This window comes from Corynebacterium kroppenstedtii DSM 44385, from assembly GCF_000023145.1.
Lineage (GTDB): Bacteria > Actinomycetota > Actinomycetes > Mycobacteriales > Mycobacteriaceae > Corynebacterium > Corynebacterium kroppenstedtii.
Window position 1 is genome coordinate 359,522 of record NC_012704.1, and the last position, 16,701, is coordinate 376,222.

At 57.0% G+C, this 16,701-nt stretch carries 11 protein-coding genes and 1 riboswitch; of the genes, 8 read left to right on the forward strand and 3 right to left on the reverse strand.

Translation table 11 applies throughout. The features are described 5' to 3' along the window. Positions 1–122 precede the first annotated feature (122 nt). Positions 123–893 carry a TSUP family transporter gene (locus tag CKROP_RS01400; protein ID WP_012730961.1) on the reverse strand — a complete coding sequence of 257 codons (771 nt, stop codon included), beginning with the start codon at positions 891–893 and terminating at the stop codon, positions 123–125. A gap of 71 nt (positions 894–964) precedes the next feature. Here CKROP_RS01400 and CKROP_RS01405 point away from each other — a divergent pair, with 71 nt between their 5' ends. The 5 genes from CKROP_RS01405 (at position 965) to clpB (ending at position 8,334) form a co-directional block, all read left to right on the forward strand. Then, entirely contained in the window at positions 965–1,795 is an 831-nt protein-coding gene (locus CKROP_RS01405; protein WP_012730962.1) for a carbon-nitrogen hydrolase family protein, read from the forward strand. Positions 1,796–2,676: 881 nt separating this feature from the next. Further along, positions 2,677–3,393, forward strand: a complete 717-nt coding sequence (locus CKROP_RS01410; protein ID WP_012730963.1) for an ABC transporter ATP-binding protein — start codon at positions 2,677–2,679, stop codon at positions 3,391–3,393. A 356-nt stretch (positions 3,394–3,749) separates the two neighbouring features. Beyond that, on the forward strand, positions 3,750–4,697 hold the full coding sequence (locus CKROP_RS01415; RefSeq protein WP_148209613.1) for a hypothetical protein: 948 nt from the start codon (positions 3,750–3,752) through the stop codon (positions 4,695–4,697). A 35-nt stretch (positions 4,698–4,732) separates the two neighbouring features. Continuing rightward, on the forward strand, positions 4,733–5,323 hold the full coding sequence (locus tag CKROP_RS01420) for a hypothetical protein (RefSeq protein ID WP_041628726.1): 591 nt from the start codon (positions 4,733–4,735) through the stop codon (positions 5,321–5,323). A gap of 437 nt (positions 5,324–5,760) precedes the next feature. Further along, complete coding sequence (gene clpB / locus CKROP_RS01425) at positions 5,761–8,334, forward strand: ATP-dependent chaperone ClpB (RefSeq protein WP_012730965.1); 2,574 nt, start codon at positions 5,761–5,763, stop codon at positions 8,332–8,334. A gap of 61 nt (positions 8,335–8,395) precedes the next feature. Here the strand turns inward: clpB and CKROP_RS01430 are convergent, their stop codons facing one another. Together CKROP_RS01430 and CKROP_RS01435 are read right to left on the reverse strand one after the other, a co-directional pair. Beyond that, positions 8,396–10,084: a hypothetical protein gene (locus CKROP_RS01430; RefSeq protein WP_012730966.1), complete on the reverse strand. Its 1,689-nt coding sequence runs from the start codon at positions 10,082–10,084 to the stop codon at positions 8,396–8,398. A gap of 3 nt (positions 10,085–10,087) precedes the next feature. Next, a complete protein-coding gene (locus tag CKROP_RS01435) occupies positions 10,088–10,822 on the reverse strand; it encodes an ATP-binding cassette domain-containing protein (RefSeq protein WP_012730967.1) in 735 nt (244 codons plus the stop codon). A 293-nt stretch (positions 10,823–11,115) separates the two neighbouring features. Between CKROP_RS01435 and CKROP_RS01440 the strand changes: the two genes are divergently transcribed. From CKROP_RS01440 to gcvT, 3 genes are all read left to right on the forward strand, one after another. Next, the gene (locus tag CKROP_RS01440; RefSeq protein WP_169302936.1) at positions 11,116–11,844 is read left to right on the forward strand and encodes a sulfurtransferase; all 729 of its coding nucleotides are present in this window, start codon (positions 11,116–11,118) and stop codon (positions 11,842–11,844) included. 179 nt (positions 11,845–12,023) lie between these two features. After that, positions 12,024–12,144: riboswitch (glycine riboswitch) on the forward strand. A gap of 197 nt (positions 12,145–12,341) precedes the next feature. After that, entirely contained in the window at positions 12,342–15,479 is a 3,138-nt protein-coding gene (gene gcvP / locus CKROP_RS01445) for an aminomethyl-transferring glycine dehydrogenase (protein ID WP_012730969.1), read from the forward strand. 45 nt (positions 15,480–15,524) lie between these two features. Further along, on the forward strand, positions 15,525–16,685 hold the full coding sequence (gene gcvT / locus CKROP_RS01450; protein WP_052292321.1) for a glycine cleavage system aminomethyltransferase GcvT: 1,161 nt from the start codon (positions 15,525–15,527) through the stop codon (positions 16,683–16,685). Positions 16,686–16,701: the final 16 nt, after the last annotated feature.

Here is a 16,701-nt window from a genome sequence, read left to right on the forward strand (position 1 = left end):
TTTTCTGTGGATAACTCCGCGCCTGTGGATAACTGGGGGTCGGCGGCCAAAATAACCCCTAACGTGTCACATCCTGCCGTTAAACTGCCACGGGGGGACCTCTATGCCGTGACAGCAAGCCCCTATGCCGTCACCCCAAATTGATCGAGCGCCAACTTCCCGGCCATCAACACCACCACGACAAGCAAAACAATACGGACGAATCCAGCACCTTTACTGAGGACCATTCGCGCCCCGATCTGCGCGCCCACAATGTTGGTGACGGCCAGCCCGAAGCCCAGCAACCACCAGATATCCCCATTGATCGCAAACACAACCAGCGCGCCTAAGTTCGTGAAGGTATTGAGGATTTTGGCCCACGCGGCACTGTTCAAAAAGTCCTCCCCCAGCAGCGACGTGACCGTGAGGATCAGAAACAAACCGGTGCCGGGGCCGAACGCGCCGTCGTAAATCCCGAGCCCCGTGATCAGCAACAATGCCGCAATCCATCGCTCATGCGTGACGGTCCGTCGGACTGTGACCTGCCCAAATGACGGCCGGAGCAGCACGAACGCCCCGACCGCGATAAGGAGCACGATAACGATCGGCCGCATAATGTCCTTATCAACGGACGACGCGATAACCGCCCCGAGCGCCGACCCACCAAACGCCAAAGGCGCGTAACGGAAAGCGGTCCGCGCGGCCGGGACGCGCCGGGCCATGGTGATCGCGGAGCTGCCGGTACCGCAGATAGCAGCGACTTTGTTTACGCCGAGCGCCTGCGAATACGTAAAGCTGGGGTTCAGGATCATGATGAGCGGGAGGAGGATGAGCCCGCCGCCTCCGACGACGGCGTCGACCCATCCGGCGAAGAGTGAGGTGGTCAGCATGAGGGCGATCACGGTGGGGGACATGCGAAAATCGTATCGCTTCCCTTACTGGTTCTCACTGATAGCTACTGCTATTCACTGATAGTCTGTGGCGTATGCGCATTTCACTGGCCCAGATTTGTTCCGTCCCCGATGTTTCTAGGAATACGGATGCTGTGTGTGAGTTGATCATGCGCGCGTCGTCGGAGAACTCTGACCTCATCGTGTTCCCGGAGGCCTCGATGTACCCGTTCGGTCAGGGGCGGTTGGACACGATCGCGGAGCCGCTGGATGGTCGGTTTGCGACGACTGTCCGCGAGACTGCCGAGGCTGCCGGCATTGTTGCCGTGGTGGGTATGTTCGCGCCGGCCGATTCTGTCGAGACGGAGAAAGGCACGCGCCATCGGGTGGACAACGTTGCGTTGGCGGTTGGCCGCGATGGTGCCGACGGTGATCGCGTCGACGCGGCGTACCGCAAGATCCATTGCTATGACGCGTTCGGGTACCGCGAGTCGGACACGGTTCGCCCAGGTAATGAGCTGGAATATTTCCAGTGCGCGGGTATGACTGTCGGACTGTCGACGTGTTACGACATTCGCTTCCCGCAGCAGTTTAAGGATCTGGCACGGGGTGGTGCGCAGGTTATTGTTGTGCCGACGTCGTGGTCGGATGGCCCGGGCAAGCGCGACCAGTGGCGGACATTGACCGCTGCACGAGCGTTGGATTCGACGACGTGGATCGCGGCTGCGGGGCAGGCTCGCCCGGGCGGATATGACAAGGTTGGCCAGTCCGACGGTCCGACCGGGATTGGCCACAGTGTTGTGGTCGGTCCCGACGGAACGAGGGTCGCGGAATTGGGCTACACCTGCGGATATGTCACCGCGACTATTGATACTGATCGGCTGAACTCCGTGCGACAGAGTATCCCGGTGCTTGGCGACGATTAGTGCCGACGGTGGAGTCAGTGAATCCCGAGGATGGTTTTATTCCTCTATATGATTCGACGGCTGCCCTGGTTTAGATGAGGTTGGTGAGGGAGCGTACGAAGTTGTATCGATTCATCCCACGCTGCTGTATTTCGCCCCTTGCTTGTTTTGAGGCGCGCTTATAGGGCTGTAGTGTCCAGTTTTTCATCCGTCAGTAACTGAAGTTACGCACCCTACTCGGTTTTGAGGGTAGAGACACCTTAAGTGTCGTCACAGTTAGAAAATTTGCTAACTTAAGTAAAAGCTTTAAGAAAAACTTTTACTTACTGGTAAATGTTATAGGTAAGGGTTAAAGTTATCAGCTTTGCTGAAAGTGGGGTTAACCTGGCCAAACGAAGAGGTAGCGTTGTAATAAGTTAGCCCCAGGTGGGGGTGAAATCTACATCAAATAAGGGTTATCTTTCTTAGGGTATGGACATCTGTTTAATGGAGCTTATATCCTAAATTTGAGTTGCTTACGAAATGAATTTTGTAAGAGCTCTGACCGAATTTTGACTTTGATTGGATTTGCGATGAAGAAGAAAAGCGTACTAATTGCTGCCGCAATGGGGATTATGGCGTCATTTTTTCCGGTAGGGGTAGCCTCCGCCGCTCTTGACATCCCGCAAGGAACCGCGGACTGCGGAGACATTAATTTGGATGGTTCGAAGGCAAATGCCGAATGTAAGAATCTAACAGATCACAGTGTAACGGCGGAACTTTGGGTTAATTGTAAACCTGCTTCTCCGGATCAGCATACAACTCAAGAGTTGCAGCCAGGTGAATCCTCAAGGTTGCAAGTAGATTGCCCAGCTCCATGGGATCATGCCTCTGGCGGAGCGGCATCCGTACACTAAGATACTATGCGCATCGAAGTAAGCGGGTTGAGTTTTTCGTATAAAAAGGCTAAGTCTGTGTTGGACGGAATTTCGTGCACTTTTTCCGGTGGAATTAATATCGTGCTCGGTTCTAATGGCGCGGGGAAAAGTACCTTAATGAAGATTCTCGCGACAGAGCTTGAACCCCAGTCCGGCGTGATCAGGTATGATGGCAAAACAGCGGAGCGAAAAAACCGTCCTACAATCGTTTCGCGCTTAGGTTGGGTGCCGCAACATAATGCGGTTGATACATCTCAAACTGTGCGGGACTTAGTTCAGACGGCAGCGTGGCTTCATGGTTATTCCATGAGTGAGGCCCGGAGCGCAGCGTCCGAGGCCATTGCGCTTGTCCATTTGTCCGATAACGAAGGCGACCGTTTTTCTTCGTTGTCCGGTGGCATGCAACGTCGGGCGATGGTTGCTGTCGGGATAGCTCACCGTCCCGACGTCCTTATTTTGGATGAGCCGACATCGGGATTAGACCCAAACCACCGGGCGTCGCTCCTGAATATAATTCGTCGCCTCAGTGAGAAAACCTCAGTCATTATGTCGACGCATATTTCCTCCGATATTGAGCCTACTGATCGAGTTCTTTTCCTTGATTCCGGACACATTGTCGCTGATGTGCCCTCGGAAGAGCTCGAAAGGAAATATGGAAGTATTGATGCTGCTTTCGGTCAATTGACTGCGGGAGTGATCTAATGGGGTGGCGACGACATCTCCGTTATTTTGTCCCAGTGCCCTTCGTTGCTTTTCTTTTATTCTCCGCGTGGCGAGTGGGCTACATTATTGGCTATTGGCCGGACGTTAACGAAGTACATTCTGAAACACTTGCCCTTATCGGAGTGTGCTTAGCGGGGTGTACTGCCTATGACATCGCGCGTCATGATGTTGACTATCTCCGCACGATATCGTCAACCTCCATAAGACTAAGCTGGTATCTTTGCGGGCTCGGGGCATTGTATGCATTGATATACAACATCGTAACAATAGTTGTGTTGTATGCCGTGTGTTTATCCGGAGACCCCGGTGGTTATCCATGGTGGTCGATTCCGATTATGGGACTGATTTGGTCCCTGTTCTCCGTGGGGCTCGGCGGAGTTATTGGCCGATCACTCCATACCAAACCGCGTTTAGCGGCGATTGTCGGCTTCATTGCGGGGATGGCCGTCGTGGTTCTCACTTTGATGGCAGGGCTGCTACGCGTAGTTCCGAAAATTCTATTCTTGAGGCCGTATTCATCGGGGAACTACGTGGGCTACGTAGAACAATCAGTCCAATTACGTCCAGTTGTTGTTGGTGTTGTTATAGGAATTGCACTGGCAGCAGTGCTCATTTTCGTCACCACAGCCGATTGGGTAAGGGGTAAAAAGCTTTTATCGTTAGCTCTACCTGGAATCGTTATCGTCTCTGTGGTGGCAACTCTCGTCGGAATAAATGGGCCTCTGGTGACTGCACGTGAGAAACCATCGAATCCTTCATGCACTCATTCAGCCGACGGTGCTCGGTATTGCAGTTGGCCAGAAGATGAATCCACTGTGCGTGAAGTGGATAAAAACTGGTCTGCCTTTTTGTCTGAATTGGACGAGTTGGGGTTCGGGGTCGACGCTGGTGAGTATGCTCCCAAAAGAGTTGGTGGCGACGTCACCTTGATGGCGGCTGACGCGGGACGATCCTCAACTCTTGTGTTCCATGACGTGGCTGAAACCGTCATTGCACAAGACAGCGATAAATCGGGGTGTGAGCTTTCCGAAACGGATGGAGTATCGACTATCTATATCGTCGCAGAATGGATTGCCGATCATTTCGGAGACAAGCCAGTTCGCGACGTCATCGGTGGGGCGAATGGCCCGGGTACCAGTGATGCCCAGAAGTGGATGGACAAGAACACTGAGGGGCGGCCATTTCAGGAGCAAGAAGAGCGAATTAAAAACATCACGGGGGATCTTAAGGCCTGTATAGCTTCTTCTGAGAAAGGCAATGCCCAGGATAATCCAGGAAAATAAAGCACCCTGAAGTGAAAGAAGTGTGAGGATTACATATGAGTAATAGCGTCTTCCCCTATCTCCGCCTTCGTGGCTGGCGTGAAGCGCTATTGCTGTGTTGCGTTGTCATTCCTCTGATCTGGTTCCATGATTTTTCGCTCCCACAATTGTTTGGTCCAGAATTGAGCATCCCTGTTTTCCTTCCGAATCTGGTCCCGGTGGTGATGGCAGGGGCGATGGGTGTTCTGCTGGGGAGTCAATGGTCGGAATCGTATGAGCGCGCCGTGACGTCTCGCTCGACGGAACGCCCGCGCCTGATTCTGTCTGTCATATGTGTTCTCATCTTGGTTGCTGTAGCCGGCCTGATGAGGGCTCGTTATCTGGGGTGGGAAACGGTTAGTTTGATCAGTGCTCACAGCATTGTGGCTATTGGGTGTGCGGCTGCAATTGGTGGCTGTTGGGGGTCGGCAGTGTCTTTGCGCCTAATGCCGGCTCTTTCTCTTATCCTTTGCCTCAGCCCGTGGTTTGTGGGGGAGAGCACGGCGTTGGGAAATTCGGTCGGGATCGGTACGAGTCCCGTGGTGTTAATAGGGGAAGCTGTTCTGGGGGTCATAGGTTTGGGCGTCTGGGTCCGGCAGGGTCGTTAGCTCATCTGGGTGCGGTGGCCCGTTACTGCCGACGTGCCCCATCCCGCCGGTCGACGTTCCCGTCCGGCTCGCACGTGCCCATCTCGCGCATACGCGCACAACTCATGCACCCATCATGCGTCCATCCTGCGCACGCATGTCCAACCCACGCACTCACCCCTCACCACCGTCCCCATCCGCCACAAAAATTTTTTCTAAAAAATCTACCTTGAGTGGAATAGACTCAACTTCGTGTCAGTTGTACTAGATGTGATTAAAACTTGCGTGACGTACACTCAACAATGGTTATAGCAACGTTCTTCGTCGGCTAGCGGTCAGCAACCCGGTCGGTTCCGTCGACTGAGTCACAAAGCTTCCGCCGCACAGGCCACACACAGAACGGTCAACATAGAAACAACAAATACAGAACAACGAACAAAGAACAGAAAGGTGACATCATGAGCTCTTTTACCCCCACAACACGCACAGCTGAGGCCCTCCAGGCTGCACTTCAGGACGCCTCGAAACGAGGTAACCCGGACATCCGTCCAGCGCACTTACTCGTCGCTCTCCTCGAGCAGGCCGATTCTATTGCGTCGCCGGTTATTCAGGCTGTCGGCGCAGACCCGAACCAGGTCCTCACTCGGGCACGAAGTCTGGTTGGCGGATACCCCACCGCCACTGGCCAACAAATGGCGAACCCACAGTTCAACCGCGATTCCCTCAACGCACTAACCACCGCGCAGGAATTAGCAGGCCAGCTGGGCGATAGCTACGTCTCCACCGAGGTTTTGCTCGCCGGCATCGCATCCGGCGATAGCGACGCAGCGAAATTGCTGCAGGAGTTCGGTGTCACCGCGGACGCCCTCAAGGCAGCGTTCCCGTCGGTACGCGGAAACCAAAAAGTGACTACCGAGGACCCAGAAGGCCAGTTCCAGGCCCTCGAAAAGTACTCCACGGACCTCACCGCCCGAGCGCGCGACGGCAAAATCGACCCCGTCATCGGCCGCGACGCCGAAATTCGACGCGTCGTCCAAGTGCTGTCACGGCGGACGAAGAACAACCCGGTGCTCATCGGTGAGCCCGGCGTCGGTAAAACCGCCATCGTCGAAGGCCTCGCGCGGCGTATCGTCGCTGGTGATGTGCCCGAATCGCTGAAGGATAAGAAACTCGTCTCGCTCGACCTCGGGTCCATGGTCGCGGGTGCAAAATACCGTGGCGAATTCGAGGAACGGTTAAAGGCCGTCCTTGACGAAATCAAGAACGCCGACGGCGAAATCATCACCTTCATCGATGAGCTGCACACCATCGTCGGTGCGGGCGCGACCGGGGAATCCGCAATGGACGCCGGCAACATGATCAAGCCGCTGCTGGCTCGTGGCGAGCTCCGGCTCGTGGGCGCAACCACCCTGGAGGAATACCGCAAGTACATCGAAAAGGACGCCGCCCTTGAGCGTCGGTTTCAGCAGGTGTACGTGGGTGAGCCCAGCGTCGAGGACACTGTCGGTATTTTGCGTGGCCTCAAGGAGCGCTACGAGGTTCACCACGGTGTTCGGATCATGGACTCCGCGCTGGTCTCGGCCGCGACGCTGTCCGACCGCTACATCACAGCGCGGTTCCTTCCCGATAAAGCCATCGACCTTATTGACGAAGCCGCCTCGCGGTTGCGGATGGAAATCGACTCCCGGCCAGAGGAAATCGACACCGCCGAGCGCGTGGTGCGTCGGCTAGAGATCGAGGAAATGGCCCTGGAGAAGGAGACCGATGAAGCGTCGAAAATCAGGCTCGAGCATCTGAAAGAAGAGCTTGCCGACGAGCGCGAAAACCTGAAGGCCCTGACCGCCCGGTGGGAGAACGAAAAGTCTGCCATTACCGAGGTGCAAAGTGTCAAGGAAGAGCTGGAGAAGGCTCGGTCTGATTCGGAGATCGCGGAGCGTGACGGCGACTACGAGAGGGTAGCAAAGCTGCGCTACGGCACTATTCCTGAACTGGAAAAGAAGCTGCACGCGGCCGAAAAGTCCGTGAACTCCACCGAAGAGAACGCCATGCTCTCTGAGGAAGTTACGCCTGAGACCGTGGCCGAAGTTGTCTCCGCGTGGACCGGCATCCCCGCCGGCAAGATGATGCAAGGCGAAACCGAAAAGCTCCTGGCCATGGAGAAAGTTTTGGGTCGTCGCGTGGTCGGCCAGGACGAAGCCGTGAAGGCCGTGTCCGACGCGGTACGCCGTGCGCGTGCTGGTGTTGCGGATGAGAACCGCCCGACAGGGTCGTTCCTCTTCCTCGGCCCCACCGGCGTCGGCAAGACCGAGCTGGCTAAGGCGTTGGCGGACTTCCTCTTCGACGACGAAAAAGCCATGGTTCGCATCGATATGTCGGAGTACGGCGAGAAGCACTCCGTGGCGCGGTTGGTTGGTGCCCCTCCGGGATACGTCGGTTACGACGCCGGTGGTCAGCTGACCGAAGCAGTGCGTCGTCGGCCCTACACGGTGGTCCTGTTCGACGAGGTCGAGAAGGCTCACCCCGACGTCTTCGATGTCCTCCTGCAGGTGCTCGATGAAGGCCGCCTGACCGATGGGCAAGGCCGCACGGTGGACTTCCGGAACACCATCCTGATCCTGACCTCGAACTTGGGCGCAGGCGGGACCAAGGAGCAGATGGAGGCGGCCGTCAAGGCCACCTTCAAGCCGGAATTCATCAACCGACTTGACGACGTCGTTATGTTCGACGCTCTGACCAGCGAACAGCTAACCAAGATCGTCGACATTCAGATCGACGCTCTGGCCAAGAGGCTGGAGTCTCGACGCCTCGTGTTGGACGTTCACGACGATGCGAAGGAATGGCTGGCCAAGCGCGGTTACGACCCCGCGTACGGTGCTCGCCCGCTGCGTCGGTTAGTGCAGCAAGCCATTGGCGACGAACTGGCGAAGGAACTCCTCGCCGGGGATGTTCGCGACGGCGATGTTGTCGAAGTCACGGTGGCCGAGGGTGGAGACAAACTCGACGTCCACGGCGGCGGTGTGTCGACGCTGTAAGCGAGAATTTTTATAGCCCTTCCGGAGTGGTGTTCGGGAGGGCTTTTCGGGTTTCGTAACACTATTGGCCGTTAAGGCAATGCTGGAGTTGGATGAGGTCTTCTTCAGGTGGTGGGGGATTGTCCGGACTCCCTGGAGCGGGAGTAGCTAGATAGAGCGCTGAACTCGCCTGCACATCTTTGCAGGAGTTCCCTATCGTTTGGCCAAGTTCGGAGGAAATATCCGTGCTCGGCAAAGCTTGGGGGACTGCGAGTGAGCGTTTGCGGTAGAGACCAAACTTAGCCATTGGGCTATCTGAGGGCGCGAAGGCATTATTGACCAAGTACAAAGTCTGCGGAAGGTATTGCTTGGCCGGTGCATCAGCATAGAGATCACTTAGTGTGCGTGCCGCTGCATGGAGAAATGGTGCATTCGTTTCGCTCGAACAAACTTGGCGGTTGAGCTCTGGAATTGATGCACAAGCAGTCAGTTTGTCCCTTCGGTCGGTAGAAACGTGATCAACCTGACTGTGTCCCACTATGAGCACGATGAGGGTGAGGATAAAAGCGACAGAGGGGACCCAAATCCCTTTGCGCTTATGACCAATTGCGACGCCGGTTAGTGCTAATACGGCGACAATGATAAGGAAAGCACCAATAGTTGTTGTTGCTGAACTTGTCCCGGCGACAACAACGGATGAAGAGACATCATGTGAAATAAGGAACCAGCTATTGGCGGCCAGAGCGATAACACTGACTGTGATAATAGGGATTAAAACAGCGGTAGTTACGGAAAGCGCTGGTTTTTTAAGGAGTGCAATGGTGGTGTAGTTACTTAGTTTCTCCCAGACTGCGATCCCAGTGCGCCAGCGAGTTTGCCCCACAAAGGTTCCAACGGCCATAGCTACTGAACCGAAAACAAAAATGCCATTGAGGCACGTGGAGGCTAATTCAGCCGGGCTGCCACCCCAATTCTTTTTATCCTGGAGCAGGTAATACGAATCGCTTATAGTTATGATCAAGCCGATGGCGATTTGTTGCGTAATTCGTCGCCACCCGCGAGCTCGTAATTGTGCGACAGGAATATTACCTGCACGGTACACAGTGGAACGGCTAAAAATATTGGACTGCTGGTTGGCATGAAAACGACCCCGACCGACAGTGTCCTGACGTAAATATATGACGCTTAAAAGGATAAAACTGCCTAGGCAGAGGGGAATACTCAGGTCGATAGTGCCATCCGAGTAGAAAGACCCAGGACTTCGCAAAGCGCCATATACGGTGTCCCAAACAGTTGGATACTGTGGCCAGGAAAATAGCATGGATCCCGCTGTTGCGATGAGCGGGAGAATCCATATCCGAGTTTGTCCTAGAAGTTCGCGCCCAAGCAATCCGAGTGTGAGAAAAACAAGGATATTTCGAAATACGGCAATAAATCCAAAATCCGTGAGATTAGTGGGATAACAGGCGATCGAGACAACAGCTCCAGTAATAACGGCAGATCCCAACAGAATAAGTCGACGCCGGATGAGTGGTCGTGGAGCACATAGATCAGGTTTTGTCTCGTGACTGAAGATGAATACTAAAGGCAGGCTTGCAATGAAACTCAGCCACAATGGTTCAATTTCAATGGTGCCGCCGTTAGACTCCAGGGTTAGAAGGATAGCCATTCGCAGCGCGAGCGTAGACACCACGGCGATAACAATATCGTGTGGTAGCCGATGAAAACGTGCCCATAACCACCAGCCTGGTGTTTTTCGTTGCAGTACCATGAGCTAGCGCTCACCTACTAGGTCTAGGTACTGGGCTTTCAGCTCGGGAAGCTGGCGGGTATGGCAAAACTCATCCCACCCTCCAGAGAACATAAAGGCACCCCGGGACATGACGGTGAGGGTGTCGGCGATGTCAATAATGTCTTCGACAATATGAGTCGAGGTAAGGACGACGGCATCTTGAGCAACAGTCGCAACGATTCTTCGAAGTGAATCACGCTGTGCCATGTCAAGTCCAGCCGAAGCTTCATCAAGTATGAGTAGACGTGGGGAACCTACCAGTGCAGAAGCGATTCCGACGCGCCGTCTCATGCCGCCGGATAGTGACCCAATGGTGGCATCCGCTTTGTCTGATAGCTCTGTCAGATTTATCAACCGATCAACTTCGGCCGACACGTTCCCATCCGGTATTTGTTTGAGCCAGCACATATAAGCCAAATGTTCTCGGACGGTAAAACGTGATTTCGGCAGGTTCTCTTGTGGTAGATATCCCAGAATGTGCCGCAGGTCCATGCCTGTGTAGTCATTCCGATTAGCCGAATCGGGATCATTGTCAGTAAAACGAAAACTCCCCGACGAAGGCTTTCGTAACGTAGCGATTACCTCAAGTAGTGAAGATTTACCCGCACCATTGGGGCCCAGCAGGGCATGAACACCAGCGCCCAAAACTAGATTGGCATCCTGCACCGCCACTGTGGAGCCGTATTTCACGGTCACATTGTCGATGCATAAATGCATGTCAAACTCCCTTGTCTGGAATTAACTAAGCTTTGAAAACTAAGACTATATGAAGCCTACCCTCAATACGCGTGAGTGACCGGATGACACGCTTTTAAAGGGTAACCGTTGTCGTTACCAGGAGCATCTCACAACCTGCCACACTGCAGTCTGGAGCTCGTCCGCATAAGCTAGTGCCCATGACCGTGTACGTTTCTCCAGATATCTTGTCCAAAGCTATCAACAAATCGAATCGTATTAGTATCTTGAGCACCCACTGGTCCAGTGGAAGCCGCACCGCGTATTCGAGGTTCGTGTCCGAACACATTCCGGACGCTCAGTTCTGCCCGCCAGAGTTGGCCCTCACGGGGCTTCCTTCGCGCGAAGCCGGGCGTAACCCGCTTCCGAACAAAGGGATCCTGCAGGACTGGGTCTACAAGTGGGGGCTGGACAAGAAGACGCCGATCATCATTTACGGCCAGCACCACGGCATTTTCTCCGCCCGCGCCTGGTGGATTCTCAAGTGGGCTGGGTTCACCGACATTCATATTCTCGACGGTGGCCTTCCGGCGTGGGAAGACGCCGGCCATCCCGTCATCGCCGGGCCGGGGAGCCTCCCGCAGCGGTTTCGCACAGAGATCACCGTCGGCAATATGCCCACCATCGAAGCCGATGAGATCGACCAGTGGATTAAAGACGGCGGTTTCCTCCTTGATGCGCGCGACGAGCGTCGTTTCAATGGGATCGCCGAAAAGTTGGACTTCCGCGCTGGCCACATCCCGGGTGCGATCAACATGCCGGTCCAGGACTTTTATAACGAGGACCGGACGGTGCTGTCGCCCGACGAGATTCGGGCACGGTTCAACAGGGCGGGAATTACCGACGGCTCGAAAGTGGCTGTGTATTCCGGATCCGCGCTGCACTCGTGCGCGATGATTGCCGTGATGGAGCATGGTGGGATCGACGGTGCCACGCTGTTCACCGGTGGTTGGTCGCAGTGGGCGGGGAATCCTGAGAATCCCATCGAGCGCTCGGGCGATTAAGCATTGCGCGACCCCGTCACCGCCCGAACCATGTGACGTTCGTGTAAATATTTCTGCCCGTCGGGGGTAACCTACTGGCGTCGTGCCTGCTCATTGCCTCGAAATGAGGTAACCAGATGGCGAAGTGCGCTCGACATGTCCGGGGTTGCGGATATAGTCGAGTGACGAACATGCCGTTACGAGTTGCAACGGGAGAGCTTGCTTTCCGCGCCGGGCGCATTGTGCTTCCGGCCAGGAAAGTAGCGCCGTAGGAGCAAACCCTCCCCGGGAATCTCTCAGGCCCAGTACCGCTGCAATGAGGCACCACTGGAAAGAGCTGCGTATGCAGCCGCCGAAGGAGAAAAGCAGACCGAAGCAACGCGACCTGTGGGCTCTATAGATTTGTAGGGCTCCATGCAGGGCCAAACACAGCGCGTTGCTAAGGCTGCCGAAGCTCTCAGGTACAGGAGACAGTGCGGGGGAGGCGACCGGTCATCGCCTTCGACGAATGGGAAACAATGTCTCATCCACAGTCTCAGCAGCAGTCACCCCACCAGGCTCACCCGAAATTTGATCCGCAGAACACGCAGGGTGCGGCCCCCGCGTCTATTAAATCCACGGCAGACCTCACCGCGCCGTTGAGTTCACCGCGCGTGTCTGCCGCGGCGTTCCCGTCGCGCCACATTGGCCCCAACTCGTCGAGCATTCGGCAGATGCTGCAGACCTTGGGGTATTCGTCGGCACGCGAACTCGCCGAGGCAGCGTTGCCTGATTCCATCAAGAACCGGGATCTCAATCTGCCGCCTCGTCGCACTGAGCAGGACGTGTTGTCCGCGCTGCAGGTGTATGCCGATAAAAATGTTCAGAAGAAGCAGCTGATCGGCGCGGGTTATTATGACACGGTCACGCCGGCGGTGATCAGGCGAAACATTGTGGAAAACCCGGGGTGGTACACCGCGTATACGCCGTATCAGCCGGAGATTTCTCAGGGCCGCCTGGAGGCGCTGCTGAACTTCCAAACTGCGGTGGGGGATTTAACCGGGTTCGACGTCGTTAATGCGTCCTTGCTGGATGAAGCCACTGCCGTCGCGGAGGCCGTTCAGCTGATGATCCGCGGTGGGCGGCGGCGTAAAGGTGGGGAGTCGGTCGTGCTCCTCGATAGCGCCTGCCACCCGCAGGTGATCGCTGTTGTTCGGTCGCGGGCGAAAGCTGCTGGTATTTCGCTTCGCGTATCGACGATTACCACAGACACGATTGCCGACGAGGAGAACCTTGCCGGCGTCGTTATTGCTCAGCCCGGAACGACGGGTGAGGTGCGTGACCTGAAGCCCCTGATTGACGCCGCGAAGGAGAAGAAAGCGCTGGTCACGGTGGATTGTGACCTTCTTGCGCAGACGCTTCTGGCATCGCCGGGTGAGCTCGGTGCGGATATCGCGGTGGGTTCTGCGCAACGCTTCGGTGTGCCGCTGTTCTTCGGTGGGCCCCATGCGGCGTTTATGGCTGTGACGACCTCGCTGACCAGGAAGATGCCGGGGCGCATCGTCGGTGTGTCGAAGGATGAGGAAGGAACTCCCGCGTATCGCTTGGCTCTGCAAACCCGCGAGCAACATATTCGACGCGACCGCGCGACCTCTAATATCTGCACGGCGCAAGCGCTGTTGGCTGTTGTGGCCGGCATGTACGCGGTGTGGCATGGGCCGGATGGCTTGAAGGAAATCGCTGGCCGTATTCACGCGCATGCTGCTGCGCTGGCCGATGCCGTCGTTGCGGCTGGTCTTCGCATTGAGCATGAGACGTTCTTCGACACCGTCACCGTGAAGCACAGCACTGATAATGCAGCGCGTATCGCCGTCGCGCGGGCCCATGAAGAGGGCTTTAACCTGCGAGAACTCGGTGGTCGGCTGGTTGGTATCTCCATCGGTGAATCTACGACCGATACTGATATTCGTCAGTTGGCTGCGATACTGATCAGCGCTGAGGGCCGCGATAGTGGTTCCGGTCCCGACAGTTTGGATGAAGTGCGTGAGCTCACCTCCGGGCTACCTGGTGATCACCGCGATGTGGCGACGGCCGGGACAGCGCATCTGCCTGCGGATCTTCTTCGTCTCGATGAGATTTTGACGCACCCGATCTTCCACGCCATTACCTCAGAAACCGAAATGATGAGGTATCTGCGGATGCTTTCCGACCGCGACCTCGCCCTCGACCGCACCATGATTCCGCTCGGTTCATGCACGATGAAACTGAACTCTGCAGTAGAGATGGAGCCGATCACGTGGCCGGGCTTTGCCTCCATTCACCCGATGGCTCCCGACGATCAGACGGCGGGGTGGCGTGAACTCATCCATGACCTGCAGGACAGTCTGGCGGAGATGACCGGCTACGCGGCTGTGAGCGTGCAGCCCAACGCGGGGTCGCAGGGCGAATTCGCTGGTCTGCTGGCTATTCGCCGCTACCACCAATCGCGCGGCGATAATGAGCGCACCATCTGCCTGATCCCGGAGTCCGCCCACGGTACCAATGCGGCGTCGGCGGCATTGGCTGGTCTGAAAGTTGTCGCGGTGAAATCTCGCGACGACGGATCCATCGACCTCGATGACCTGGACGCGAAGCTGGAGAAGCAAGGCGACAAAGTTGCCGCCATCATGATCACGTACCCGTCCACCCATGGCGTTTACGAAGAGCATGTTTGCGACGTGTGTGAGAAGGTCCACGCGGCCGGTGCGCAGGTGTACATCGACGGTGCTAACCTCAACGCGCTGGTCGGGCTGGCGAAACCCGGGCAGTTCGGTGGCGACGTCAGCCACCTCAACCTGCACAAGACCTTCACCATTCCTCATGGTGGTGGCGGCCCCGGCGTCGGCCCGCTGTGTGTTGCTGAGCACCTGGTGCCGTTCTTGCCGGCTGATCCGATGGAAACAACAACTACCGACGCAGAGCGCTCCGGCGATGTCCCGTCCGAGGCTCACGGCGTGCCGATTGCCGGTGCCACCTATGGTTCCGCCGGCGTCGTCCCGATCTCCTGGGCATACATCGCGCTGATGGGTGGCGATGGCCTGGCGGCCGCGTCGGAAATGGCCCTGGTGAACGCTAACTACATCTCTCACCAGCTCGCCGACGATTTCCCGACCCTGTACACGGGCAAGAACGGTTTGGTTGCGCACGAATGCATCCTCGACCTGCGCGAGATCACGAAACGCTCCGGCATCACCGCGGAGGACGTGTCCAAGCGGCTCATGGACTTCGGCTTCCACGCGCCGACCCTGGCCTTCCCCGTGCCGGGGACTCTCATGGTGGAGCCCACCGAGAGCGAGGACAAGGGCGAACTCGACCGCTTTATCGAAGCCATGCACACGATCCGTCGCGAAATTGACGAGGTGATCGACGGCACCGTCGCTGAGGAAGATTCCGTGATTCGCCACGCTCCCTATACGGCCTGGTCAGTGACGCGCGACGACTTCGACGACGCCGTGTCCCACGGCCACTTCACTCGTGAGAAAGCGGCATTCCCCGTCCCCGGGTTGCGTCGGACCAAGTACTTCCCGCCGGTTCGCCGCATCGACAATGCCTACGGCGACCGTCATGTGGCGTGCTCGTGCCCACCCTTGGAGGATTTCGCCATCACCGACGATGAATTCAACAGCCTGGATAAATAGGCACCCACACCAGCACCAACCCCCACGGACGACTAACCCCAAGCGATGTTGACAGGAGAACACGACGTGACAGACCAACCCGCCACAGGATCCGGCACAGGATCATCCACCCCACAAAAGACCGCATTGCACGATGTCCACGAGGAACTCGGCGCCCGCTTCACCGATTTCGGCGGCTGGGATATGCCCCTCAAATACGGCAGTGAACTGGACGAACACAAAGCCGTTCGCACTGACGCCGGCATTTTCGACCTCTCCCACATGGGCGAGGTCCGAGTCAGCGGCCCACAGGCAGCCGAAGCGCTCGACCACGCACTGATCTCACGGTTATCCGCCGTGGCCGTCGGCAAGGCGAAGTACTCCATGATGTGTACCGAGGACGGCACCATCATCGACGACCTCATCACCTACCGCCTCGCCGACGACGAATTCCTGGTCATCCCCAACGCCGGCAACGCGCCGACGGTGGCCTCGAAATTAGTCTCTCGCGCTGAGGCTTTCGACTGCACCGTGGCCGACGAATCCAGCGAAACGTCGTTAATCGCTGTGCAAGGCCCCAATGCGGAGCGCGTCTTGGCGTCGCTACCCGGCGCGGATGTCCGCAACCTGGCTGAGGTGAAGTACTACGCCTTCTTCCGCGGCACCGTTGCCGGGCACGACGTGATTATCGCCCGCACGGGATACACCGGGGAAGACGGGTTCGAGATCTTCGTTCCGAACAGCGGCGCCCACGACGTATGGGCCGCGATCATGGGTACCGACGCGGTGACACCATGCGGGCTGGCCAGCCGCGATACGCTCCGACTGGAGGCGGGCATGCCTCTCTACGGCCACGAGCTCGACCGGTCGCACACCCCGGTCGACGCCGGCCTTGGCGTGTTGGCCGCGACGAAGAGCAAGGACGCCTTCGTCGGCCGGGACGCCATCGTCGCTGCGAAGAAGAACGGTGCGGCACAGAAACTCGTCGGGCTCAAAGGGGACGGGCGGCGAGCTGCCCGCGCCGGCTACACCGTCTTGACCAGCGACGATAAAGAGGTCGGGGAGGTCACCTCGGGCGCGCTGTCGCCGACACTCGGCTACCCCGTGGCCATGGCCTATGTGGACGCGGACGTCGCGGAGCCGGGAACCGCGCTTTCCGTGGACATTCGTGGTAAGCATTATCCCTACACGGTGGTTCAGCTTCCGTTCTATAAGCGCGACCGCTAGCCCCCAACAATCGACC

Coding starts and splice junctions, on each gene's coding strand:
- CKROP_RS01400 (WP_012730961.1), bottom strand. CDS start 893: ATGTCCCCCACCGTGATCGCCCTCATGCTGACCACCTCACTCTTCGCC.
- CKROP_RS01405 (WP_012730962.1), top strand. CDS start 965: ATGCGCATTTCACTGGCCCAGATTTGTTCCGTCCCCGATGTTTCTAGG.
- CKROP_RS01410 (WP_012730963.1), top strand. CDS start 2,677: ATGCGCATCGAAGTAAGCGGGTTGAGTTTTTCGTATAAAAAGGCTAAG.
- CKROP_RS01415 (WP_148209613.1), top strand. CDS start 3,750: ATGGGACTGATTTGGTCCCTGTTCTCCGTGGGGCTCGGCGGAGTTATT.
- CKROP_RS01420 (WP_041628726.1), top strand. CDS start 4,733: ATGAGTAATAGCGTCTTCCCCTATCTCCGCCTTCGTGGCTGGCGTGAA.
- clpB (WP_012730965.1), top strand. CDS start 5,761: ATGAGCTCTTTTACCCCCACAACACGCACAGCTGAGGCCCTCCAGGCT.
- CKROP_RS01430 (WP_012730966.1), bottom strand. CDS start 10,084: ATGGTACTGCAACGAAAAACACCAGGCTGGTGGTTATGGGCACGTTTT.
- CKROP_RS01435 (WP_012730967.1), bottom strand. CDS start 10,822: ATGCATTTATGCATCGACAATGTGACCGTGAAATACGGCTCCACAGTG.
- gcvP (WP_012730969.1), top strand. CDS start 12,342: ATGTCTCATCCACAGTCTCAGCAGCAGTCACCCCACCAGGCTCACCCG.
- gcvT (WP_052292321.1), top strand. CDS start 15,525: ATGTTGACAGGAGAACACGACGTGACAGACCAACCCGCCACAGGATCC.